Consider the following 16,218-nt stretch of genomic DNA (forward strand, 5'->3'; position numbering starts at 1 on the left):
GTGGGCGTGGCGGCGGGCCCGCGGGGGGGGGCGGTGCGTGGGGGTCTCAGCCCCCCGCACCGGCGGGGGCCGCCCCGCCACGGCCTCCGGAGTCCCCGGCCGCGTCCCGACCTGCCGTTCCCCGCCGGGCATCGCCCCGCTCACGGGCTCCTCCTTTCCCACCGCCGGCGCACCGCGTCGCCTGAGGGCACACCCGGCCGGCCGGCCGGGTGTGCCCTCCGCGTTCCCGGCTCCGCACCGGTCACACTCGCAAACGCGCACACGGGTCGCGCCGGTCACCCGGATGCCTTACCGCCACCCGATTCAGAAACCGGACCGCTCAATGCCATGAGGGGCAGCGGTTGGACTTACCAATCATGAAGGCGCAGGGTGGACGAGCCCCTCGCACACGACGGGCACCCCCTACGGCACCACCCGGAGACGACCCGATGAACCACGTCGCGGACCCCGATCGCTACGACGGAACCATGCGCTACCGGCGCACCGGCCGCTCGGGACTGGACCTCCCGCTCCTGTCCCTGGGCTACTGGCACAACTTCGGCGACGACCGCCCCTTCGAGACGCAGCGCGAGATCGCCCTGCGCGCCTTCGACCTCGGGATCACCCACCACGACCTGGCCAACAACTACGGTCCGCCGTACGGGGCGGCGGAGATCAACTTCGGCCGGCTCATGCAGCAGGACCTCGCGCCCTACCGGGACGAGCTGGTGGTCTCCACCAAGGCGGGCTGGGACATGTGGCCCGGCCCCTACGGGCAGGGCGGCGGCTCCCGCAAGTACGTGCTGGCCTCACTGGACCAGTCCCTGCGCCGCACGGGCCTGGACTACGTGGACATCTTCTACTCCCACCGGCTGGACGCGAGCACGCCCCTCGAGGAGACGATGGGCGCCCTCGACACCGCCGTCCGCCAGGGCAAGGCGCTGTACGTCGGCATCTCCTCCTACGACGCCGAGCGCACCCGGCAGGCGGCCGCCATCCTCCGCGACCTGGGCACCCCGCTACTGATCCACCAGCCGTCGTACAGCATGCTCAACCGCTGGATCGAGACCGACGGCCTGCTGGACACGGCCCAGGAGGAGGGCTTCGGCGTCATCGGCTTCACGGCACTCGCCCAGGGACTGCTGACCGGCCGCTACCTCGACGGCGTGCCCCAGGACTCGCGGGCCGCGCAGGGCACGTCGTTCGACCCGGCGTGGCTGACCGACGACATGCGGCACCGGCTGCGGTCCCTGAACGACATCGCCGGCCGGCGTGGGCAGACCCTGGCCCAGATGGCCCTGGCCTGGGCCCTGCGGGACGAGCGGGTCACCTCGCTGGTCATCGGCGCCTCCCGCACCGAGCAGCTGGAGCAGAACGTGGCCGCGCTGCAGAACCTCGACTTCAGCGCCGACGAACTGGCCGAGATCGACAAGCACGCGACCGACGGCGGGGTGGACCTGTGGCAGGACGCCCGGATGGGAAATCTGGGCTGAGATGGCACGCAGTGACGCACGTCACTGACATAAAGGAAAAATAGGACATAATGGAAGTCATCCGGCCAGCGATCCCGCAATGTCAAGGAGCCGCTTCCCGCATGGCTTACGGAGCCCCTCGCCACAGCCCCTTCCCGTCGCCCCACCCCGACCTGGACCTCGCACGCAACTGCACGCAGTGCCTCGGCTGGGGAACCGTCGTCACCCGCGACGGGGATCACGAACTGTGCCGGACCTGCCAGCCCGACCCGACCGACGGCGAGGGCTACCTCGGCTCCGTCTATTGAGCACCACCCCCCTGCCCAACCGGAGTTCCTCGTACGGCCCTTAGCGGCCAGGTTAGGCTTCCGGTAATGGTTTCGCCAAGAAACCGTCAAGTCGGGCACGGGGGCAGCCATGGGCGCCGCACGCACGAGCAGTACCCCATTGCCGGGCATCGGTGTCCGGTACGACCTCTCGACCCGGGAGCGGCACCGCCTGTCCGTGGTGGCCCACCACGACGGGTCGAGGACGCTGAGCGCCTACCGCGGTGACGATCCCGACGCGTGCGCCCTGTCCGTCCGGCTCACCGGCCAGGAGGCGGAGGCGCTGACCGAGGCGCTGAAGCCGACGCACCACAGCCCGAACCTGCTGTCCACCACCGAGCTGGGCCTGGTGGCCGAGCGGGTCGCGCTGTCCGCGACGTCCCACTGGAACGGGCGGCTGCTCGGCGACACCCGGATGCGCACGGAGACCGGCGTGTCGATCGTGGCCGTGCTGCGCCGCGCCGACGCGATCCCCTCCCCCGGACCCGGCTTCCGGCTGGCCGGCGGAGACACCCTGATCGTGATCGGCACCCGCGAGGGCGTCGACACGGCCGTCGGCATACTCGGCCGGGACTGAGGCGGATGCATTCCTCCGCGGTCTTCCTGACCGAGTTCGGCGCGATCATCCTCGGCCTCGGCCTGCTGGGCCGGCTCGCCGCCCGACTGAGCTTCTCCCCGATCCCGCTGTATCTGCTGGCCGGACTGGCCTTCGGCGAGGGCGGGCTGCTGCCGCTGGGCGCCAGCGAGGAGTTCGTGGCGATCGGCGCCGAGATCGGCGTGATCCTGCTGCTGCTCATGCTCGGCCTCGAATACACCGCCGGCGATCTCGTCTCCAACCCAAGGACGCAGTACCCGGCCGGGCTCGTCGACGCCGCCCTGAACGCGCTGCCCGGCGCCGCCACGGCGCGGCGTCGCCCATGAAGGCGATCCGTTCCTGGTGTGCGAGGTTGAGGATGATTCCCTGGTGGCCGGGCGTATGGCCTGCCGTGCGGACCACGGTCACGGTGCCGTCCAGGAACAGGTCGGTGTCACCGGCCAGTTCGAGGAAGTTATAGGACCGCGTGTCCCGGTAGTCGTTGAACGCGTAGCCCCGGGCCGTCCAGCGGTCCGGCCACCAGGCGTGGCGCAGTTCATCGTGCTGGACCACATGCACGGCCTCCGGGAAGTAGCTCATTCCGCCGGCATGGTCGAGATGCAGGTGGGAGTAGATCACGTACTTGACGTCGGACAGGCGGTATCCGAGGCGATCCAGCTGTGCGTCGATGGCATGCTCCCGGGTGAATGCCTGGGCACCATACGCTGCCCGCAGCCCGACGCCCCAGTAGCTGTCCGCGGCCTCCGGGTCAGCCACACGATGGTTGATACCTGTATCGAAGAGGATCAGTCCGTGCACGGCGTGCTCGATGACCGCCACTGTCGAAGGCACAGAGATCATGCCGCTCGCCCCGTGCAAGAGACCTTCCTTCGGCATCGTGAAGGGCCCCGCGTCCACGGTTGTCACTCGCAATCTCGCAGCCACGGGCCACACTTTCCCATACGTGCTCCAGGCGCCTATCTCAACACTCCCGACTTCGCAACCACGTCATGTCATGGAAGGCTCAGAAACAGGCGCCAAGCACTTCTGCTGATCCACAACTCTTGACTATTACTCCTCCAACTCGCCTGCAGCATCATCGGCTTCAGACGACTCCACACCTCATTCCGAAACGATCAGTTACTTTCAGGCCTCCCCGATCGGGTGGCCGCTATCCGGCTCGAGAACGATTCGGCCGCGAAAAGATCCGCTCTCCAACAGGCTATGCGCATGTGCGGCCTGCGAGAGAGGCAGACGCTGGATGATGCGGGGACGCCACTCAGTGGTGCGCAGCAGCCCCACAACGCCTGCTGCCGCATCCGCGAGGTCAGCCGTGGTGGCGTTGGTGATGGCGAAGCCGATGAGGCTTGCATCGCGGGTGTAGAGGCGACCAAGCGGAAGCTGAGGGGCGCGATTCAAGCCGGCCATGATAACTAGTCGGCCACCGTGAGTGAGCAGATCGATCGCTGCGGCTGTGTCGTCGCGGCCGGAGGTATCCAGGTACAGGTCGTAGCCGCCAAGCGCTGCGTCGTGCAGGTGCTGGTGGAGGTCGTGTGCACGGTAGTCGAATACCTCGGCGGCTCCCAAGGTCCGCAGCCGGGCGTGGTCCTCGGGCCGAGCGGTGGCCACCACCTTCGCCCCAGCAGCGGCGGCGAAGGCGACAACGGCTGAGCCAACGTTCCCGCCAGCGCCGCTGACGCAGATGCGCTCGCCGTACCGCAGCCGACCGTGCCTGAAGAGAGCCAGCCAGGCGGAAGCAGCCGGGTGTGCCGCCGCAACCAGTGCGAGTGGTTCTATGTCAGAGGGAGCATGGTAGAGGCGGTCTGTAGCCACTACGGAGTACTGGGCGAAGGAACCCTGTCGCCCATGATGACCAAGACTGTTGCACCACACCCTTGCTCCCGGCGCGAATCCTGCTCCTGATCCGCCAACGACGACCTCACCGAGCAGGTCACGGCCGATGACAAACGGGGCGGGCATTGCTGTCGGGAAGGCACCAGAGCGTACGAAGGCATCCACGGGATTGGCTGCCAATGCCTGAACCTTCACCAGGGCATCCGTCGGGCTGACGGCCGGAACCGGAAGCCGACCATAGCGAATAGCCTCCGCCGGCCCTGGGCCAGTGATGTAGGCCGCTTCCATTTCCGCCTTCACCGGCACCTCACTCCCCTTTACCCAATGAACCTTTTCAACTGCGCCGCTGGCGGGTGACGTGTTCGGGCTGTTGACGCGGTTACATGTCCGGCTCCAGCCTAGCGCGCTGCCCCCTGGCCTGCTGTCGTCCACCCGGCGGATCTACCGGAGGAACGATCCCGCCCCACCAGGGGACATACCCAGCCCACAGTCGGCGCGGAGACCGGATAGCCCTGCCGGCCCAGTTCCTCGGCCAGGTGCCGCAGCGACTTCGTCGTCCAACGCAGCGGGGATTCGGGGTCGCCGCGTTCATCGGGCTCGACCAGGGCCATCAGCGCGCTCGTGACCTCGGGGCTGACCGCCTCGACCCGCTTCCTGCCCCCGCCGGGGGAACGAACCCGGCCGTCCGGCAGTGGGCCGTCACCAGCCTCCAACTCCGTCACCCCACGCCGCACCGTGGTCTCGCTCATCCCCGCGGCGCGTGCGGCGGCCCGTATGCCGCCGTGCCCGATCAAGCGGGCTTCCGTGGCCGCCGCCAGCCGCTGCTGCCGCTCGTTCAAGTGCGGCATCAAGACCGCGAAGCGAAGCGCCAGTTGGGCTTGAGGGAGATCGTTTCGGGCCATAGCACGGCACCGTAGCCAAAGATCGAAATCCACACCTTGATTCTTGGCGGGTTCTGTGAACCCAGCACCTCTGGTGCCTGGCCTGCGGAAACACGTCTGCGAGGGCCTTCCACAGGCCCATCGCGCCATCACCGACCACGAGTGCGGGATCGCGCATGCCGCGTCGGCGGCAGTCACGCAGCAGATCCGCCCACGACTCGGTCGACTCACGCAGCCCCTCGGCCAGGGCGATGAGTTCCTTGCGGCCGTCGGGGCGCACGCCCACGAGGACCAGGACGCAGGAGTGGGCCTGGCCGAGGCGGACCTTGGGGTGGACGCCGTCGGCCCACACGTAGACGTAGTCGGAATCCGACAGGTCGCGGGCCTGGAAGGCGGTGTGGTCATCGGTCCACTGCTTCGTCAGCCGCGTCACCGTCGCTGGCGAGAGGCCGGCCGAGGAACCCAGGAACTGCTCCATCGCGGGCACGAAATCACCGGAGGACAGTCCGTGGAGGTAGAGCAGGGGCAGGACCTCGCTGATCTTCGGGGACTTGCGGCACCACGGCGCGAGGATCTTCGACGAGAACCGCTTGCGCTCACCGGTCTCCACGTCGACGCGCCTGTCGTTCACGCGGGGCGCCTTCACCGCGACCGGCCCGGCAGCGGTGGTCACCGTCCGTTCTCGATGATGGCCGTTGCGGACCACCAGACGGCGGCCGGCCTCGTCCCGCTCACCGGCCAACTCGGCTATGTACTGGTTGACTTCGGCCTCCAGGGCCGCGGCGAGCATCCGCCGGGCACCCTCGCGGACGATGTCGTCCATCAGGGATCCGGTCTCGGTGGTTCCGTCGTTGTTGACGGCTCGCTCAACCGCCCGGGAGCCTTGCCTGTCAGGCGGACTCCCTTGTCACCCGATCAGCGTCCAATCTCGAAGCTCAATGATCAAGGCTGCCGAGCGGCATGGCGAAATGGAAGGACAGAACACTCATCCCGTGCCGGAAATAGAAGCGGTGAGCCGCAGCGTTGCCCACGCCTGAATCGAGTTCCAATGCGACACAGTTGGCACTCCGCCCAATGTCTCGCACGGCGGTCATCAGTGCCGCGCCAACCCCGGACGACCGAGCCGCCTGGTCAGTCACCAAGTCCTCGAGCATCAGGATGCGACCGCGGCTGGTTGTCAGCACCCGCCAGCCGGCAGCGCCCAGCGGCGTGCCGTCGTTCCCGTAAGCAAGAAGGTAGCGCAACCCTTGGGCGGAACCCTTGGCCAGCAGCTCCCCATAGGCATGTGGCGTAAGAGCCGGCCGCAGCTGACCGAGTACCGAGTACAGGTCCTCCTCAGCCTGCGCCTCCCCCGGCATCAGTTCCACTATCCGCATTTCTGCAGCAGAGAAAGGCTCGTCATTCGCCATGCGGCCACTGTACATATGATCATCGCCATGCCCGGGATTTCGTCGGCTTCTGCGGTGTGCCGACCCAGGGGTGCAACTCCAACCGGGGTATCGGCTGTGATGCTCCGGTCGTGGGATCTCGATCCAAGGTCGGGGAGGTGATCGCCGTCGAGGTAGAGCAGAAGATGCTCGGGAAGCGCACGGACATGCAGACTCGCCGACGCGGAGATCAGCGGGCCGTCCTGAAGGCCGAACGCGACCTGGCCCGCGATCTGCAGCGACTAACCGAGACGCTGTCCGACGAATCGAGGGGGCAAGATCATCCGCGCCAAGGAGAGCGAGCTGGCGTTCTGGCTCGCCGCGGTGTGGCTGTCCACCTCCACGAACAGCACCGGCACCCCGTCCTCCGGCGCAGTGAGTACTGCAGCAGCCCGCAAGGCTGCCCTTGGACGGTGCAGCGAACGTGCCGGCGACGGGAAGGGGGATCTCGGATCCCCAGCTCCGCAGGTGCCCCAACCCTGGCGGCCGAACCGGCAGCGGCCCCGCCTGTGCAGAGACGCTGTTCGTACGGTGGGCGATCGGCTTGGTCGCCAGCAGCGGTGACTGGCAGAACCCGTCGATCGTGTCCGTCACCGCGAGCGCGTGCGCAGCAACGGCTTCGCCGCGTCCCGGGCAGTGCAGCCGATCTCCTTCACCGGCCGGCCCAACTCGGCTGTCGCCGCCTCCAGGCCCGCAGTGGTCAAGTTCCATCCTTGATCTTGCGTGGGTATCCCCGGCTTCAGCCGGGGAGGGAAACGCATCCTTGGCGCGGAGGCGCGAAGCGCCAGGGTTCTCTTCGTTGTCAGTGGCCCCCGCTATGTTGAGCACACACGGGCCGAAGGGGGGTGGGTCGGGTGATCCGTGCGTACAAGTTCCTCATGCGGCCCACCGTGGGCCAGCAGGTCGCGCTCGGTGCGATGCTGCGGGATCACTGCTCCCTCTACAACGGAGCGTTGCAGGAACGCCGCGATGCCTACCGGCACGCCTCGAAGACGACCGTCCGGTACGGGCAGCAGTCCGCTCAGCTCAAGGGGATCCGGGCGTTCGACCCCGAAAGGCAAGGGCGCTGGTCGTTCTCGTCCCAGCAGGCCACGCTTCGCCGTCTCGACAAGGCGTTCGCCACGTTCTTTGGTCGTATCAAGGCCGGGGACAAGCCGGGTTACCCGCGCTTTCGTGGGATTGGCCGGTTCGACACGGTGGACTTCCCCAAGGACGGGGACGGCTGCCGCTGGGATGCCACTGCGCACGATGCCGTCACCCGCGTGCGTCTCCAGGGCGTCGGGCATGTCCGGGTGCACCAGCATCGTGCCGTGGTCGGCAAGGTCAAGACGGTCAGTGTCAAGCGTGAGGGCAAGCGCTGGTACGTAGTTCTGACCGCCGAGCAGACCCAGCCGGAGCCGCTGCCCAAGACGGGCAGTGTGGTCGGCATCGACATGGGCATAGCCTCGTTCCTCACCACCTCCAACGGTGAGCACATCGCCAACCCCCGGCACGGCCGCAAGGCCGCCGCGAGGCTCGAAGCCGCACAGCGAACCCTGGCCCGGTGCAAGCGCGGCAGCAAACGCCGCCGCAAAGCCGTGCGGAAGGTTGTCATCCTGCACCGCAAGGTCCGCCGCCAGCGCCTGGACCACGCGCACAAGACCGCTCTCGGCCTTGTGCGTGAACACGATGTCATCGCGCACGAAGACCTCAAGATCCGCAACATGAGCAAGGCCCCGGCCCCCAAGCCCGACCCTGGCCGGCCGGGCAGCTTCCGGCCCAACGGGGCCGCCGCCAAGACCGGGCTCAACCGTTCGATCGCCGATGCCGGATGGGGGGTGTTCCTGACGATCCTGCAGGCCAAGGCTGAAAGCGCCGGACGAGACGTGATCGCCGTGGACCCCCGCAACACCTCACGGCGGTGCCCCGAATGCGGGCACACCGTCAAGGAGAACCGGCCCACCCAGGAAACCTTCCACTGCATCGGCTGCGGCCACCGGGCGCACGCGGACACGGTGGGCGCCCTGAACGTTCTACGGGCCGGGCTGGCCCGTCGCGAAGCCCAACCGGCATAGCGAGAAGCCCCCGGCTTCAGCCGGAGGAGGAGTCACAACTGCTGGGCCACCGGCCGCCGCCGCCCGGCCTTCCCTATGCGGGACGCAGCCGAGCCGACCGCTCGTCTTCGTATACCGGTTCAACCGGATGGGGGATGCATGCCTCCGAGTAGGCGCCCTCATTATGTTTATAGCCGGTGTGCACCGCGAAGCGGGTGGCTTACTAACTGGGATGAAGAATACCGGAGAGGCTTCGGTCATTCGCACCGCATCAAAGAGACGCACCTGCAGCAGCAATTCATTTCGCCAAAAGGGAGATCTTATGTGTCCGTTCGGTACTGCCCGCGTAATGAAGAAGACATCTGAAGCCATCCCCAGGGAGGAGAGGGAGGCCCTCGAGAGGGTCGCCAAGGACGCTCTTGGGCGAGGGAAGGTAAATCCTGAAAAGTAGTCCTCGAGTGTATTCGGCTAGGCCGGTCTGGAAGCAGTGTCTCCCGGACCGGCCTAGGCAGGGGAAGATGAGATGAGAATGGCTAGTAGCCTGGTGAAACCGAGGGTTGATATCGACCTGGATGGTGAGACTGAGCGCACCATGCCGCTGTCCGCTAGCCAGATTGCCGTGGGTGAGGTCCTTACAGCTCTCGGGTTGCGTGCCGAGTTGCGCAGTTTTGGGGGTGACCCCACGGCATGGGAATGCCGACTCCTTCGTGTGGATGACACACTTACGGGCACCGGTTTCGGCAAAGGAGCGAGTGACAGCGCGCGTGTCGGATCGATTTTCGAGGCGCTGGAATACTACGCGTTTTCCAGATTCGCTTTGAATGATGTCGCTCTGTGTTCGCCGACGTTGCTGCTGAAGTCCGCCCTGGCATCGGATGCTGCGATTCATCTTCTCGCTCGCCTGCCGCGCGTGCCGATGGCAGTGCGTACGTACACCTCATTCCTCGACAACTCAACGTCGCCCGGCCCGCTCTTCCTGCATTCTCCGTGGTATGTGGAGGACTCCGCTGCCCCGATCCGAGCATGTTTGGGCGACAACTACAACTACCTTCCCCTCGTACGTCACTCCTCTACCAACGGCGTCGCAGTCGGCCTCGCATTCGAGGAAGCCGCCGTTCATGCTCTCAATGAGGTCATCGAGCGGGATGCGCTCTCGCTCTTCCTCATTCGTTCGGTCATACGCCCTACCCCCGCTCGTGTGCTCACCCGCGACAGCTTGCCGACGACTCTGCAGGAACTGCTGAGATCAATAGAAGATCGCCTCCGGAGTGAGGTGACGCTGGTGAACATCACCACCGATCTCGGAGTCCCTTCCGTCCTGGCGGTCACCACCCCGTCGTCACAAGGCGTACCGCGCTATGGAGCGGGCGCGTCCTTGTCCATGTTCCACGCCGCCACTCGCGCCTGCACCGAGCTGCTGCAGGTAGCCCTTCTGCGCGAAAGGCCAGGGAGCGTCGCCGAGTTCCATGTCAAGCTAAACGCTCTGAGCGAGTACCCTCTGCTCCAAAGGTGCGCCCGACTCGGTCCGCACTTGCTGCGCCGAGTCACTCCGGAACCGTTCACCGACACCGTTCCGCCGAGCACTCCCGGGGGGCATCTCGCCAGGATCATCGACACACTCGCCGACAACGGATACGACCCCCATCTCGCCATCGCTGAAGGCATGCCGGCTGGCATTTATGCGTGCCATGCCCTCATCCCGGGCTTGGAACACTTCATGCTCGTCCTCGCTGGTCACCCGCTGGCTCCTGGAGACCGCGGACTGGCCGCATCCAAACTCCCGTGAAACCAAGCAGCAGCAGAGGCCGATTTCAGCCGTATCTGAAGGCTGCTGTTCGACGTTTCCGCGGCCGGCGCGTAGGGGTGCTTCTATCACCATGCTGCCCTGCTCTTTGTGGCTGGGCTGATCGGTGCTGTCGAGGAGTAAAGTAGCGCAGGGCGGTGAACTGGGGCCTCGATGCGGTTGAGCCAGGAGCTGTTGGTTGGCGTACAGGCGATCTCAACGTTATTGGCCGTGGCCCAGTCACCGACCCGGCTGTCGCGCCGTGTAGTCAGGTGCGGGGAGAAGTTGTCGACTTCGGTCGCCAGTTGGACGGCGCGTTCACTGCGGCATCGGGATGAGCAACGCCGACGCGGCGCAGCCGTCGCCGGCGGCACCCCTGGGTGCCGGCAACGGGCGAATCTCGAACGGGGCACCGACCGCACCTGCCCGTAGTACCGAGGCGGGTCCTGGGCGCAGTGGCGGTCGAAGATGCCTTGCACTGATCAGACGGACATCTCCCACAGCAGGACCTCACTGGCGGCGGCACCGGTCAGCTCCAGCCCCTCCGCGTCCGTGATCCGCGCGGAGTCGCCAGGCCCCAGTTCCTCGCCCTCGAGCCGCACAGCTCCTCGGACAACGTGGACGTACACGTACGGCGCGTCCGGGACGGCGGTCCGCTCGTCCCGTGCGGGCCGCCGCACGTGCAGCAGGGCGCCGGCCGCGGGCAGGGCGTAGGGCGTGGAGTCGGCGATGCCGCGGACGGTCTCGTAGGAGGGCTCGCCGCCCGGGTCCTTGGGTTCCAGCCACATCTGGATGAAGGTCAGTGGTGCCTCGCCGTCGTTGAGCTCGGCGTGCTGCACGCCGTCGGCCGAGCTGAGCCGCTGGACGTCCCCGGGCCTGACGACGGTGGCGTGCCCGGTCGAGTCTCGGTGCGTCAGCTCTCCCTCCACCACCCAAGTCACGATCTCGGTGTGGCTGTGTGAGTGTTCGTCGAACCCGGTCCCAGGCGCGAGCCTCTCCTCGTTGAAGGCGAGTACGGCGCCGAAGCGCAGGTTGTCGGGGTCGTGGAACGGCCCGAACGAGAAGGCGCACAGTGTCTCGCTACCGACGGCCGCATTGCCGCCACGGTAGCGCTCTGCGCCGCGCCGAACAGAAATCACAACCTACATGGTAAACGCAACGGCACCAGCAGGGCCTGTTTGACGTCCTCCCCGCCCTAACTAGCCGATGTCGCGCACGAAAGAGCCCCGCCGACATGGCGGGGCTTTCTCATGTCTGCGGGGGTGTGCTCCATGTGCCCGCGGGTGGTCGCTCTGGGAGTCGGGCGCCTGGCCGGCGTAGATACCAACGCACGAACTCTCTGATGACGCGCCCTCGGGGACTCCGTCCCTCCGGGTGCACGGCCTGTGCTGCCTGGAGCAACGGCTCCCACTCGTCGTCGGGCATGCGCACGCGCCTGGCCTTGTCGTATTCGCTCTCTTCGACGTCCATGCCCAGACGGTAGCGCCCTTGTGGCCACAAACTCAAGGGCTCAAGGGCTTGCGCTTGTGGCCACAACCGGTCTAGCTTTGTGGCCACAAGGGCGCAAGCAAGACAAAGGGCCCGCGGAATCTTGGCGGAAGCAGCGGGCCCCTTGTCTCCTATGAAGGAGCCTCCATGCTCGCACACCCCGCAGTCCTCGTCATCGGCCCCACGGCCTCCCCCTCCGACGTCGAGCACCTCCGCCACGTGGCCTGGAACGTGGCCTATGAACTCGGCACCCCGGCCGCCTATGCCACGCACGCCGACTATCGCGTGACCGACTTCAGTACCTTGCACCTGACGGGCTCCGTCGAGTCCCTGCGCGACGCCTCCGCTCTCGTCCTCGTCGGCGAGGCCATGCTGGCCGACATCCCGGTGCACGAGCCGCTGACGGCGGACGAGGCCGTCACCTGTGACTGCGGACTGGTCCACCACTACACGCGCCCTCACGTCGACGAGCGGGGCGACGTGTGGTGCGCTGAGTGCCACGAGGACTCCGCCTGCGCGTGGTGCGGCGAGTGGAACGACACGGAAGACCTGGAGATCGTCGCGCAGGGTGACGCGTGGGTGCCGCTGCACCCCGGATGCCTGACGGCGCTGCGCTCCGCGACGTCGACGAGCCGCCCCCGCGTCGCCGCCTGACCGTTCCACCCGACTCGATAGCCCGCCCCGGGTCCCCTGGAGCGGGCTGCGTCGTGTCCGGAGGGCCTCGTCGACCTCCTCCGCCCCTCTGGAGTGTCAAACCTGGCCCGACTGAGGCCAAACTCCACACCTGCCTGTTCGGCGCAAAACTGCAGGTCAACCAGCCTAAGTACCTCTTTCTAGTGTCAGAAGGTCAAAATAGAGGTACTTCTCGGGTTCTCTCTAACGCGTCTTAGGGCGGCTTGAGAATGCCGTTTAGTTTGGCACTTTGGCCCCCAGTTTGGACGCGGCGGAGGCGGACGACGAAGCTCGGAGCCGTCAACCCAAACATCGCCCTCCGATTCCCCCATAACCCCTGTGTGAGCCGTCGCGCCCGCGCGGCTCGTCGACGATCGAGGGGCAGAGGCATGTACGACAACAACGGTGCGCCCATCCGCCGGCGTACCCGTCTGGTAGACGGCGCGGAGGAGTTGCGCTATCTCACGCTGGAGCTAGAGACCGATCACGACGCCTACGTCTCCCGCGGCCGTGGGCCATGGCGGGGACTGTCCGGTCACGACCCGTACGACGACATCCCCGACGAAGAGTTCGGGGAGCGACAGTGGGAGGACTGGCACGACGGGATGCACGACGAGGATGATCCGGACCGTCCGCGGCGTCGACGTCCATCGGGCCGTGAGATGGACATCATTCCGCCCACGGCCAGTGAGGTCACTGTCCGCGTGGACCCGGAGATAGTCGCAGAGTTCGCCGCCCGCCAGGCGGAGGCCAAGCCGGGCTCGTCGTGGGCCGTCGACGGAGGCCGTGTGACGGTCGAAGGCTCTTTCAAGGTGTGGCGCGGGGCGTGCGCACAGTGCACGGAGCCGTTCGAGCAGCGTCGGCTGGCGAGCCAGAACCGCAAGTGGCGGAAGACCTGCAGCACTGAGTGCGCGAAGACGCTGGATCGGGCGAAGTCCCGTGAGCGCATGCGGTCGTTGCGGAGTGACGCGGCCTGACGTTCGAAATACATCAAGGCAGCAGCGGACGCCGTGGGAATCCTCTTCGACAAGACGTCGAAGGATCTGAAGACGCCGTTCTGGCGCGGCTTCAAACGCGATATCGACAAGAGCGTGAAGCCGGCGATCGTCGGATTCGGCGTCACCTTCGGCCACGTCATCAAGGGCGCTGCCGGCGTCATCGACGCCTTCCTCCCGCACATCGACGATATCGCGGACCGCATGGTCAAGTCGTCCGGGAAATTCGCAGACTGGGGGACGAAGCTGAAGGGCTCGCCCCAGTTCGAGAACTTCCTGAAGTACGCCGACGAACACGGCCCGCTCATCGCTCAGACACTGGGTTCGATAGCCGGCGCGTTCCTGGCCATCGGAGCGGCACTGTCGCCGATTTCTGGCCCGCTGCTTCACGTGATCGGAGCCGTGGCTGACGGCATAGCCTCCGTCGCAGACACGCTGCCGTGGTTGATTCAGCTCATCTACGGGGTGTGGGTTGCAACGAAGGTGTGGACGATCGCGATGGCTGCGTTCAACCTTGTCATGGCTGCCAACCCGATCGTGCTGATATTTGTGGGAATTGTCGCTCTCGTCGCAGCAGTGATCTACGCGTACAAGCACTTGGACTGGTTCCGTAACCTCGTACAGGCTGTGTGGCAGGGAATCCAGACGGCTGCTCTGTGGGCGTGGACGAACGTCCTGAAGCCGACGTTCGACGCTATATGGGCCGGAATCAAGGTGGTCGGCGACGTCGCGGTGTGGCTCTGGAAGAACGTGTTCGTGCCAGCCTGGAGCGTCATTTCGACGGTTGCCAGGATCGCAGCGGCCGTCATCCTGACGCTGGTCGTAGCGCCGCTGGTCATCGCGTTCAACCTGATCGCAGGTGTCCTGACGTGGCTCTGGAAAACCGTCTTCAAGCCAGCGTTCGAGGACATGGCCACGGTTGCCAAATGGCTATGGGAAAAGGCGCTGAGTCCGTTCTTTACCAGTGCCTGGAACGGTGTCAAGTATATCGGAGACAAGTTCGCGTGGCTGTACGACCACATCATCAAGCCCTTCGCCGGCTGGATAGCTGACAAGGCAAAGTGGCTGTGGGACAAGGGCATCAAGCCCTCGTTCCAGAACCTATGGGACGGCATCAAATGGGTCGGCGACAAGTTCAAGTGGCTCTACGACCACATGGTCTCCCCGGCCGTCGACAACATAGCCGATGGTGCGAAGTGGCTGTACAACAAGGGCCTGAAGCCGGCATTCGACAACATCAAGTCCGCAGTGGGCCTCCTCGGTGACGCCTTCGGCGACGCCAAGAGGGCGATCAAGCGGTCGTGGGATCAGATCGCAGGTATCGCCGCGCGCCCTGTGAACTTCATCGTCGACGCGGTTTACACGAACGGCATCAAGGCCGTGTGGGATCGAGTGGCGAAGTTCGTCGGACTCGACGCACTCCCGAAGGCTCCAAAGCTCCTCGACGAAGCTCCGAAGTTCGCCAACGGCGGACGGACGAGTGGCGGCATCCCTGGCGTCGACTCCATTCCGATCCTGGCGATGGCTGATGAATTCATCATCAAGCGCAGCAGTGCCCGGAAGATCGGTTTCGACAAGCTCGCGTACATGAACGCGACGGGAGAGATCCCGCGGTTCGCGAACGGTGGCCTCGTCGGCGGCGTCATTGACTGGGGTAAGGGCGCCATAGACAAGGGCATCGACTGGACGAGGACGGCCGGCGACGTTGCTCTCCACCCGGGCAAAGCCTGGGACAGGCTGATGAAGGGCGTGCTCTCGCACGTTACTGACGGTGGCGGCTCGTCGCCCATGGGGCAGATGCTGGCCAGGCTCCCCATCAAGATTGCCGACAGGCTCCGGGACGCCATCGTCGACGGTGTGACCGGCGGAGGCGGTGACATCGGCGGGTCGATCCCGTCGGGCAAGCGCCGCAGCATCATCAGTCAGGCCATGGCTGCCGCCCACGTCCCGCCCCCGGGCACGGAGGCGCAGTGGCTCGCCGGCCTCAACACGCTGATTCAGCGCGAGAGTGCCTGGAACCCGAACGCAATCAACCGGACGGACATCAACGCTCGCAACGGCGTGCCATCACAGGGCCTGGCGCAGGTAATCCCACCGACGTTCAAGGCGAACCACGTTGCCGGGACGTCGTGGAACATCCTCGATCCGGTGGCCAACGTCGCGGCGGCTATCCGGTACATCACGCACCGGTACGGCAACATCACGAATGTCCAGCAGGCCAACAGTCACTTGCCGCCGAAGCGGTACGCCCTGGGTGGACGTGTGACGCCGACGTGGTACGACGACGGGGGTTACCTGCCGAAGGGCCTCTCCCTTGTTGCCAACGGCACGGGACGTCCTGAGCCGGTCATGACGTCGCAGCAGTGGGGCGATCTTCGCGCTGCACGTGGATCGTCGTCGACGCCGAACGTCGTCGTCGAGAATCACACCTATCTCGGTACGGACGAAATCACAGACATCCTGGACCACCGCATCGTCGTCCGGGAGCAGCAGAACGCAGCGGACATCAACACCGGCCGCTGGGTCTGACGCACACTTCGCCGCCCCGTCCACCGGACGGGGCGGCTCACACACCCCATCCCCACGCCCCGCGGATCCCGACATGGGCCGCGGGGCGTTCCCATGACTTCTAGGAGGAGCACCTATGTTCGGTCAGCCAGCGAAGAGCCAGCCCGTCCAGTGCCCGCAGTGCGGGGCCGACGTCGCGCAGAAACCAGGCGCAGGGCGTGTGAAG

12 protein-coding genes and 4 pseudogenes are annotated in these 16,218 nt (G+C 66.3%); 9 read left to right on the forward strand and 7 right to left on the reverse strand.

Annotation, left to right across the window (positions count from 1 at the left end):
- Positions 1-428: 428 nt before the first annotated feature.
- The 4 genes and pseudogenes from mgrA to ACIRU3_RS40250 all read left to right on the forward strand — a co-directional run.
- Entirely contained in the window at positions 429-1,472 is a 1,044-nt protein-coding gene (gene mgrA / locus ACIRU3_RS40235; RefSeq protein ID WP_404067756.1) for an L-glyceraldehyde 3-phosphate reductase, read from the forward strand.
- A 101-nt stretch (positions 1,473-1,573) separates the two neighbouring features.
- The gene (locus tag ACIRU3_RS40240; protein ID WP_404067758.1) at positions 1,574-1,759 is read left to right on the forward strand and encodes a hypothetical protein; all 186 of its coding nucleotides are present in this window, start codon (positions 1,574-1,576) and stop codon (positions 1,757-1,759) included.
- Positions 1,760-1,868: 109 nt separating this feature from the next.
- On the forward strand, positions 1,869-2,354 hold the full coding sequence (locus ACIRU3_RS40245; protein ID WP_404067764.1) for a TrkA C-terminal domain-containing protein: 486 nt from the start codon (positions 1,869-1,871) through the stop codon (positions 2,352-2,354).
- Between the two features lie 5 nt (positions 2,355-2,359).
- Positions 2,360-2,683 (forward strand): annotated as a pseudogene (locus ACIRU3_RS40250) (cation:proton antiporter); the annotation flags it as partial.
- Here the strand turns inward: ACIRU3_RS40250 and ACIRU3_RS40255 are convergent.
- The 5 genes and pseudogenes from ACIRU3_RS40255 to ACIRU3_RS40275 form a co-directional block, all read right to left on the reverse strand.
- Complete coding sequence (locus ACIRU3_RS40255) at positions 2,571-3,248, reverse strand: MBL fold metallo-hydrolase (RefSeq protein ID WP_404067894.1); 678 nt, start codon at positions 3,246-3,248, stop codon at positions 2,571-2,573. The pseudogene ACIRU3_RS40250 and the gene ACIRU3_RS40255 sit on opposite strands and share 113 nt — an antisense overlap.
- 249 nt (positions 3,249-3,497) lie before the next feature.
- Positions 3,498-4,493 (reverse strand): zinc-binding dehydrogenase, encoded by a 996-nt coding sequence (locus tag ACIRU3_RS40260; protein WP_404067897.1) that lies wholly within the window; start codon positions 4,491-4,493, stop codon positions 3,498-3,500.
- A gap of 194 nt (positions 4,494-4,687) precedes the next feature.
- Positions 4,688-5,053: pseudogene (locus tag ACIRU3_RS40265) on the reverse strand (ISAzo13 family transposase); the annotation flags it as partial.
- A gap of 106 nt (positions 5,054-5,159) precedes the next feature.
- Positions 5,160-5,939 (reverse strand): annotated as a pseudogene (locus tag ACIRU3_RS40270) (IS256 family transposase); the annotation flags it as partial.
- Positions 5,940-6,021: 82 nt separating this feature from the next.
- Positions 6,022-6,495, reverse strand: coding sequence for a GNAT family N-acetyltransferase (locus ACIRU3_RS40275; RefSeq protein WP_404067766.1), 474 nt, complete (start codon positions 6,493-6,495; stop codon positions 6,022-6,024).
- Between the two features lie 872 nt (positions 6,496-7,367).
- Here ACIRU3_RS40275 and ACIRU3_RS40280 point away from each other — a divergent pair.
- The gene (locus ACIRU3_RS40280) at positions 7,368-8,567 is read left to right on the forward strand and encodes an RNA-guided endonuclease InsQ/TnpB family protein (protein WP_404067769.1); all 1,200 of its coding nucleotides are present in this window, start codon (positions 7,368-7,370) and stop codon (positions 8,565-8,567) included.
- Between the two features lie 508 nt (positions 8,568-9,075).
- A complete protein-coding gene (locus ACIRU3_RS40285) occupies positions 9,076-10,332 on the forward strand; it encodes a YcaO-like family protein (protein WP_404067771.1) in 1,257 nt (418 codons plus the stop codon).
- Positions 10,333-10,419: 87 nt separating this feature from the next.
- Here the strand turns inward: ACIRU3_RS40285 and ACIRU3_RS40290 are convergent.
- Positions 10,420-10,625 (reverse strand): annotated as a pseudogene (locus tag ACIRU3_RS40290) (IS630 family transposase); the annotation flags it as partial.
- Positions 10,626-10,811: 186 nt separating this feature from the next.
- On the reverse strand, positions 10,812-11,468 hold the full coding sequence (locus ACIRU3_RS40295; RefSeq protein WP_404067774.1) for a pirin family protein: 657 nt from the start codon (positions 11,466-11,468) through the stop codon (positions 10,812-10,814).
- Positions 11,469-11,964: 496 nt separating this feature from the next.
- On the opposite strand from ACIRU3_RS40295, the gene ACIRU3_RS40300 reads away from it, so the two are divergent.
- The 3 genes from ACIRU3_RS40300 (at position 11,965) to ACIRU3_RS40310 (ending at position 16,013) form a co-directional block, all read left to right on the forward strand.
- Entirely contained in the window at positions 11,965-12,471 is a 507-nt protein-coding gene (locus tag ACIRU3_RS40300) for a hypothetical protein (protein ID WP_404067776.1), read from the forward strand.
- A gap of 407 nt (positions 12,472-12,878) precedes the next feature.
- Positions 12,879-13,466: a hypothetical protein gene (locus ACIRU3_RS40305; RefSeq protein WP_404067779.1), complete on the forward strand. Its 588-nt coding sequence runs from the start codon at positions 12,879-12,881 to the stop codon at positions 13,464-13,466.
- Positions 13,467-13,499: 33 nt separating this feature from the next.
- Positions 13,500-16,013: a transglycosylase SLT domain-containing protein gene (locus ACIRU3_RS40310; protein WP_404067781.1), complete on the forward strand. Its 2,514-nt coding sequence runs from the start codon at positions 13,500-13,502 to the stop codon at positions 16,011-16,013.
- Positions 16,014-16,218: the final 205 nt, after the last annotated feature.

This window comes from Streptomyces sp. NPDC101151 (assembly GCF_044768335.1).
In the GTDB taxonomy this organism is placed as follows: Bacteria; Actinomycetota; Actinomycetes; order Streptomycetales; family Streptomycetaceae; genus Streptomyces.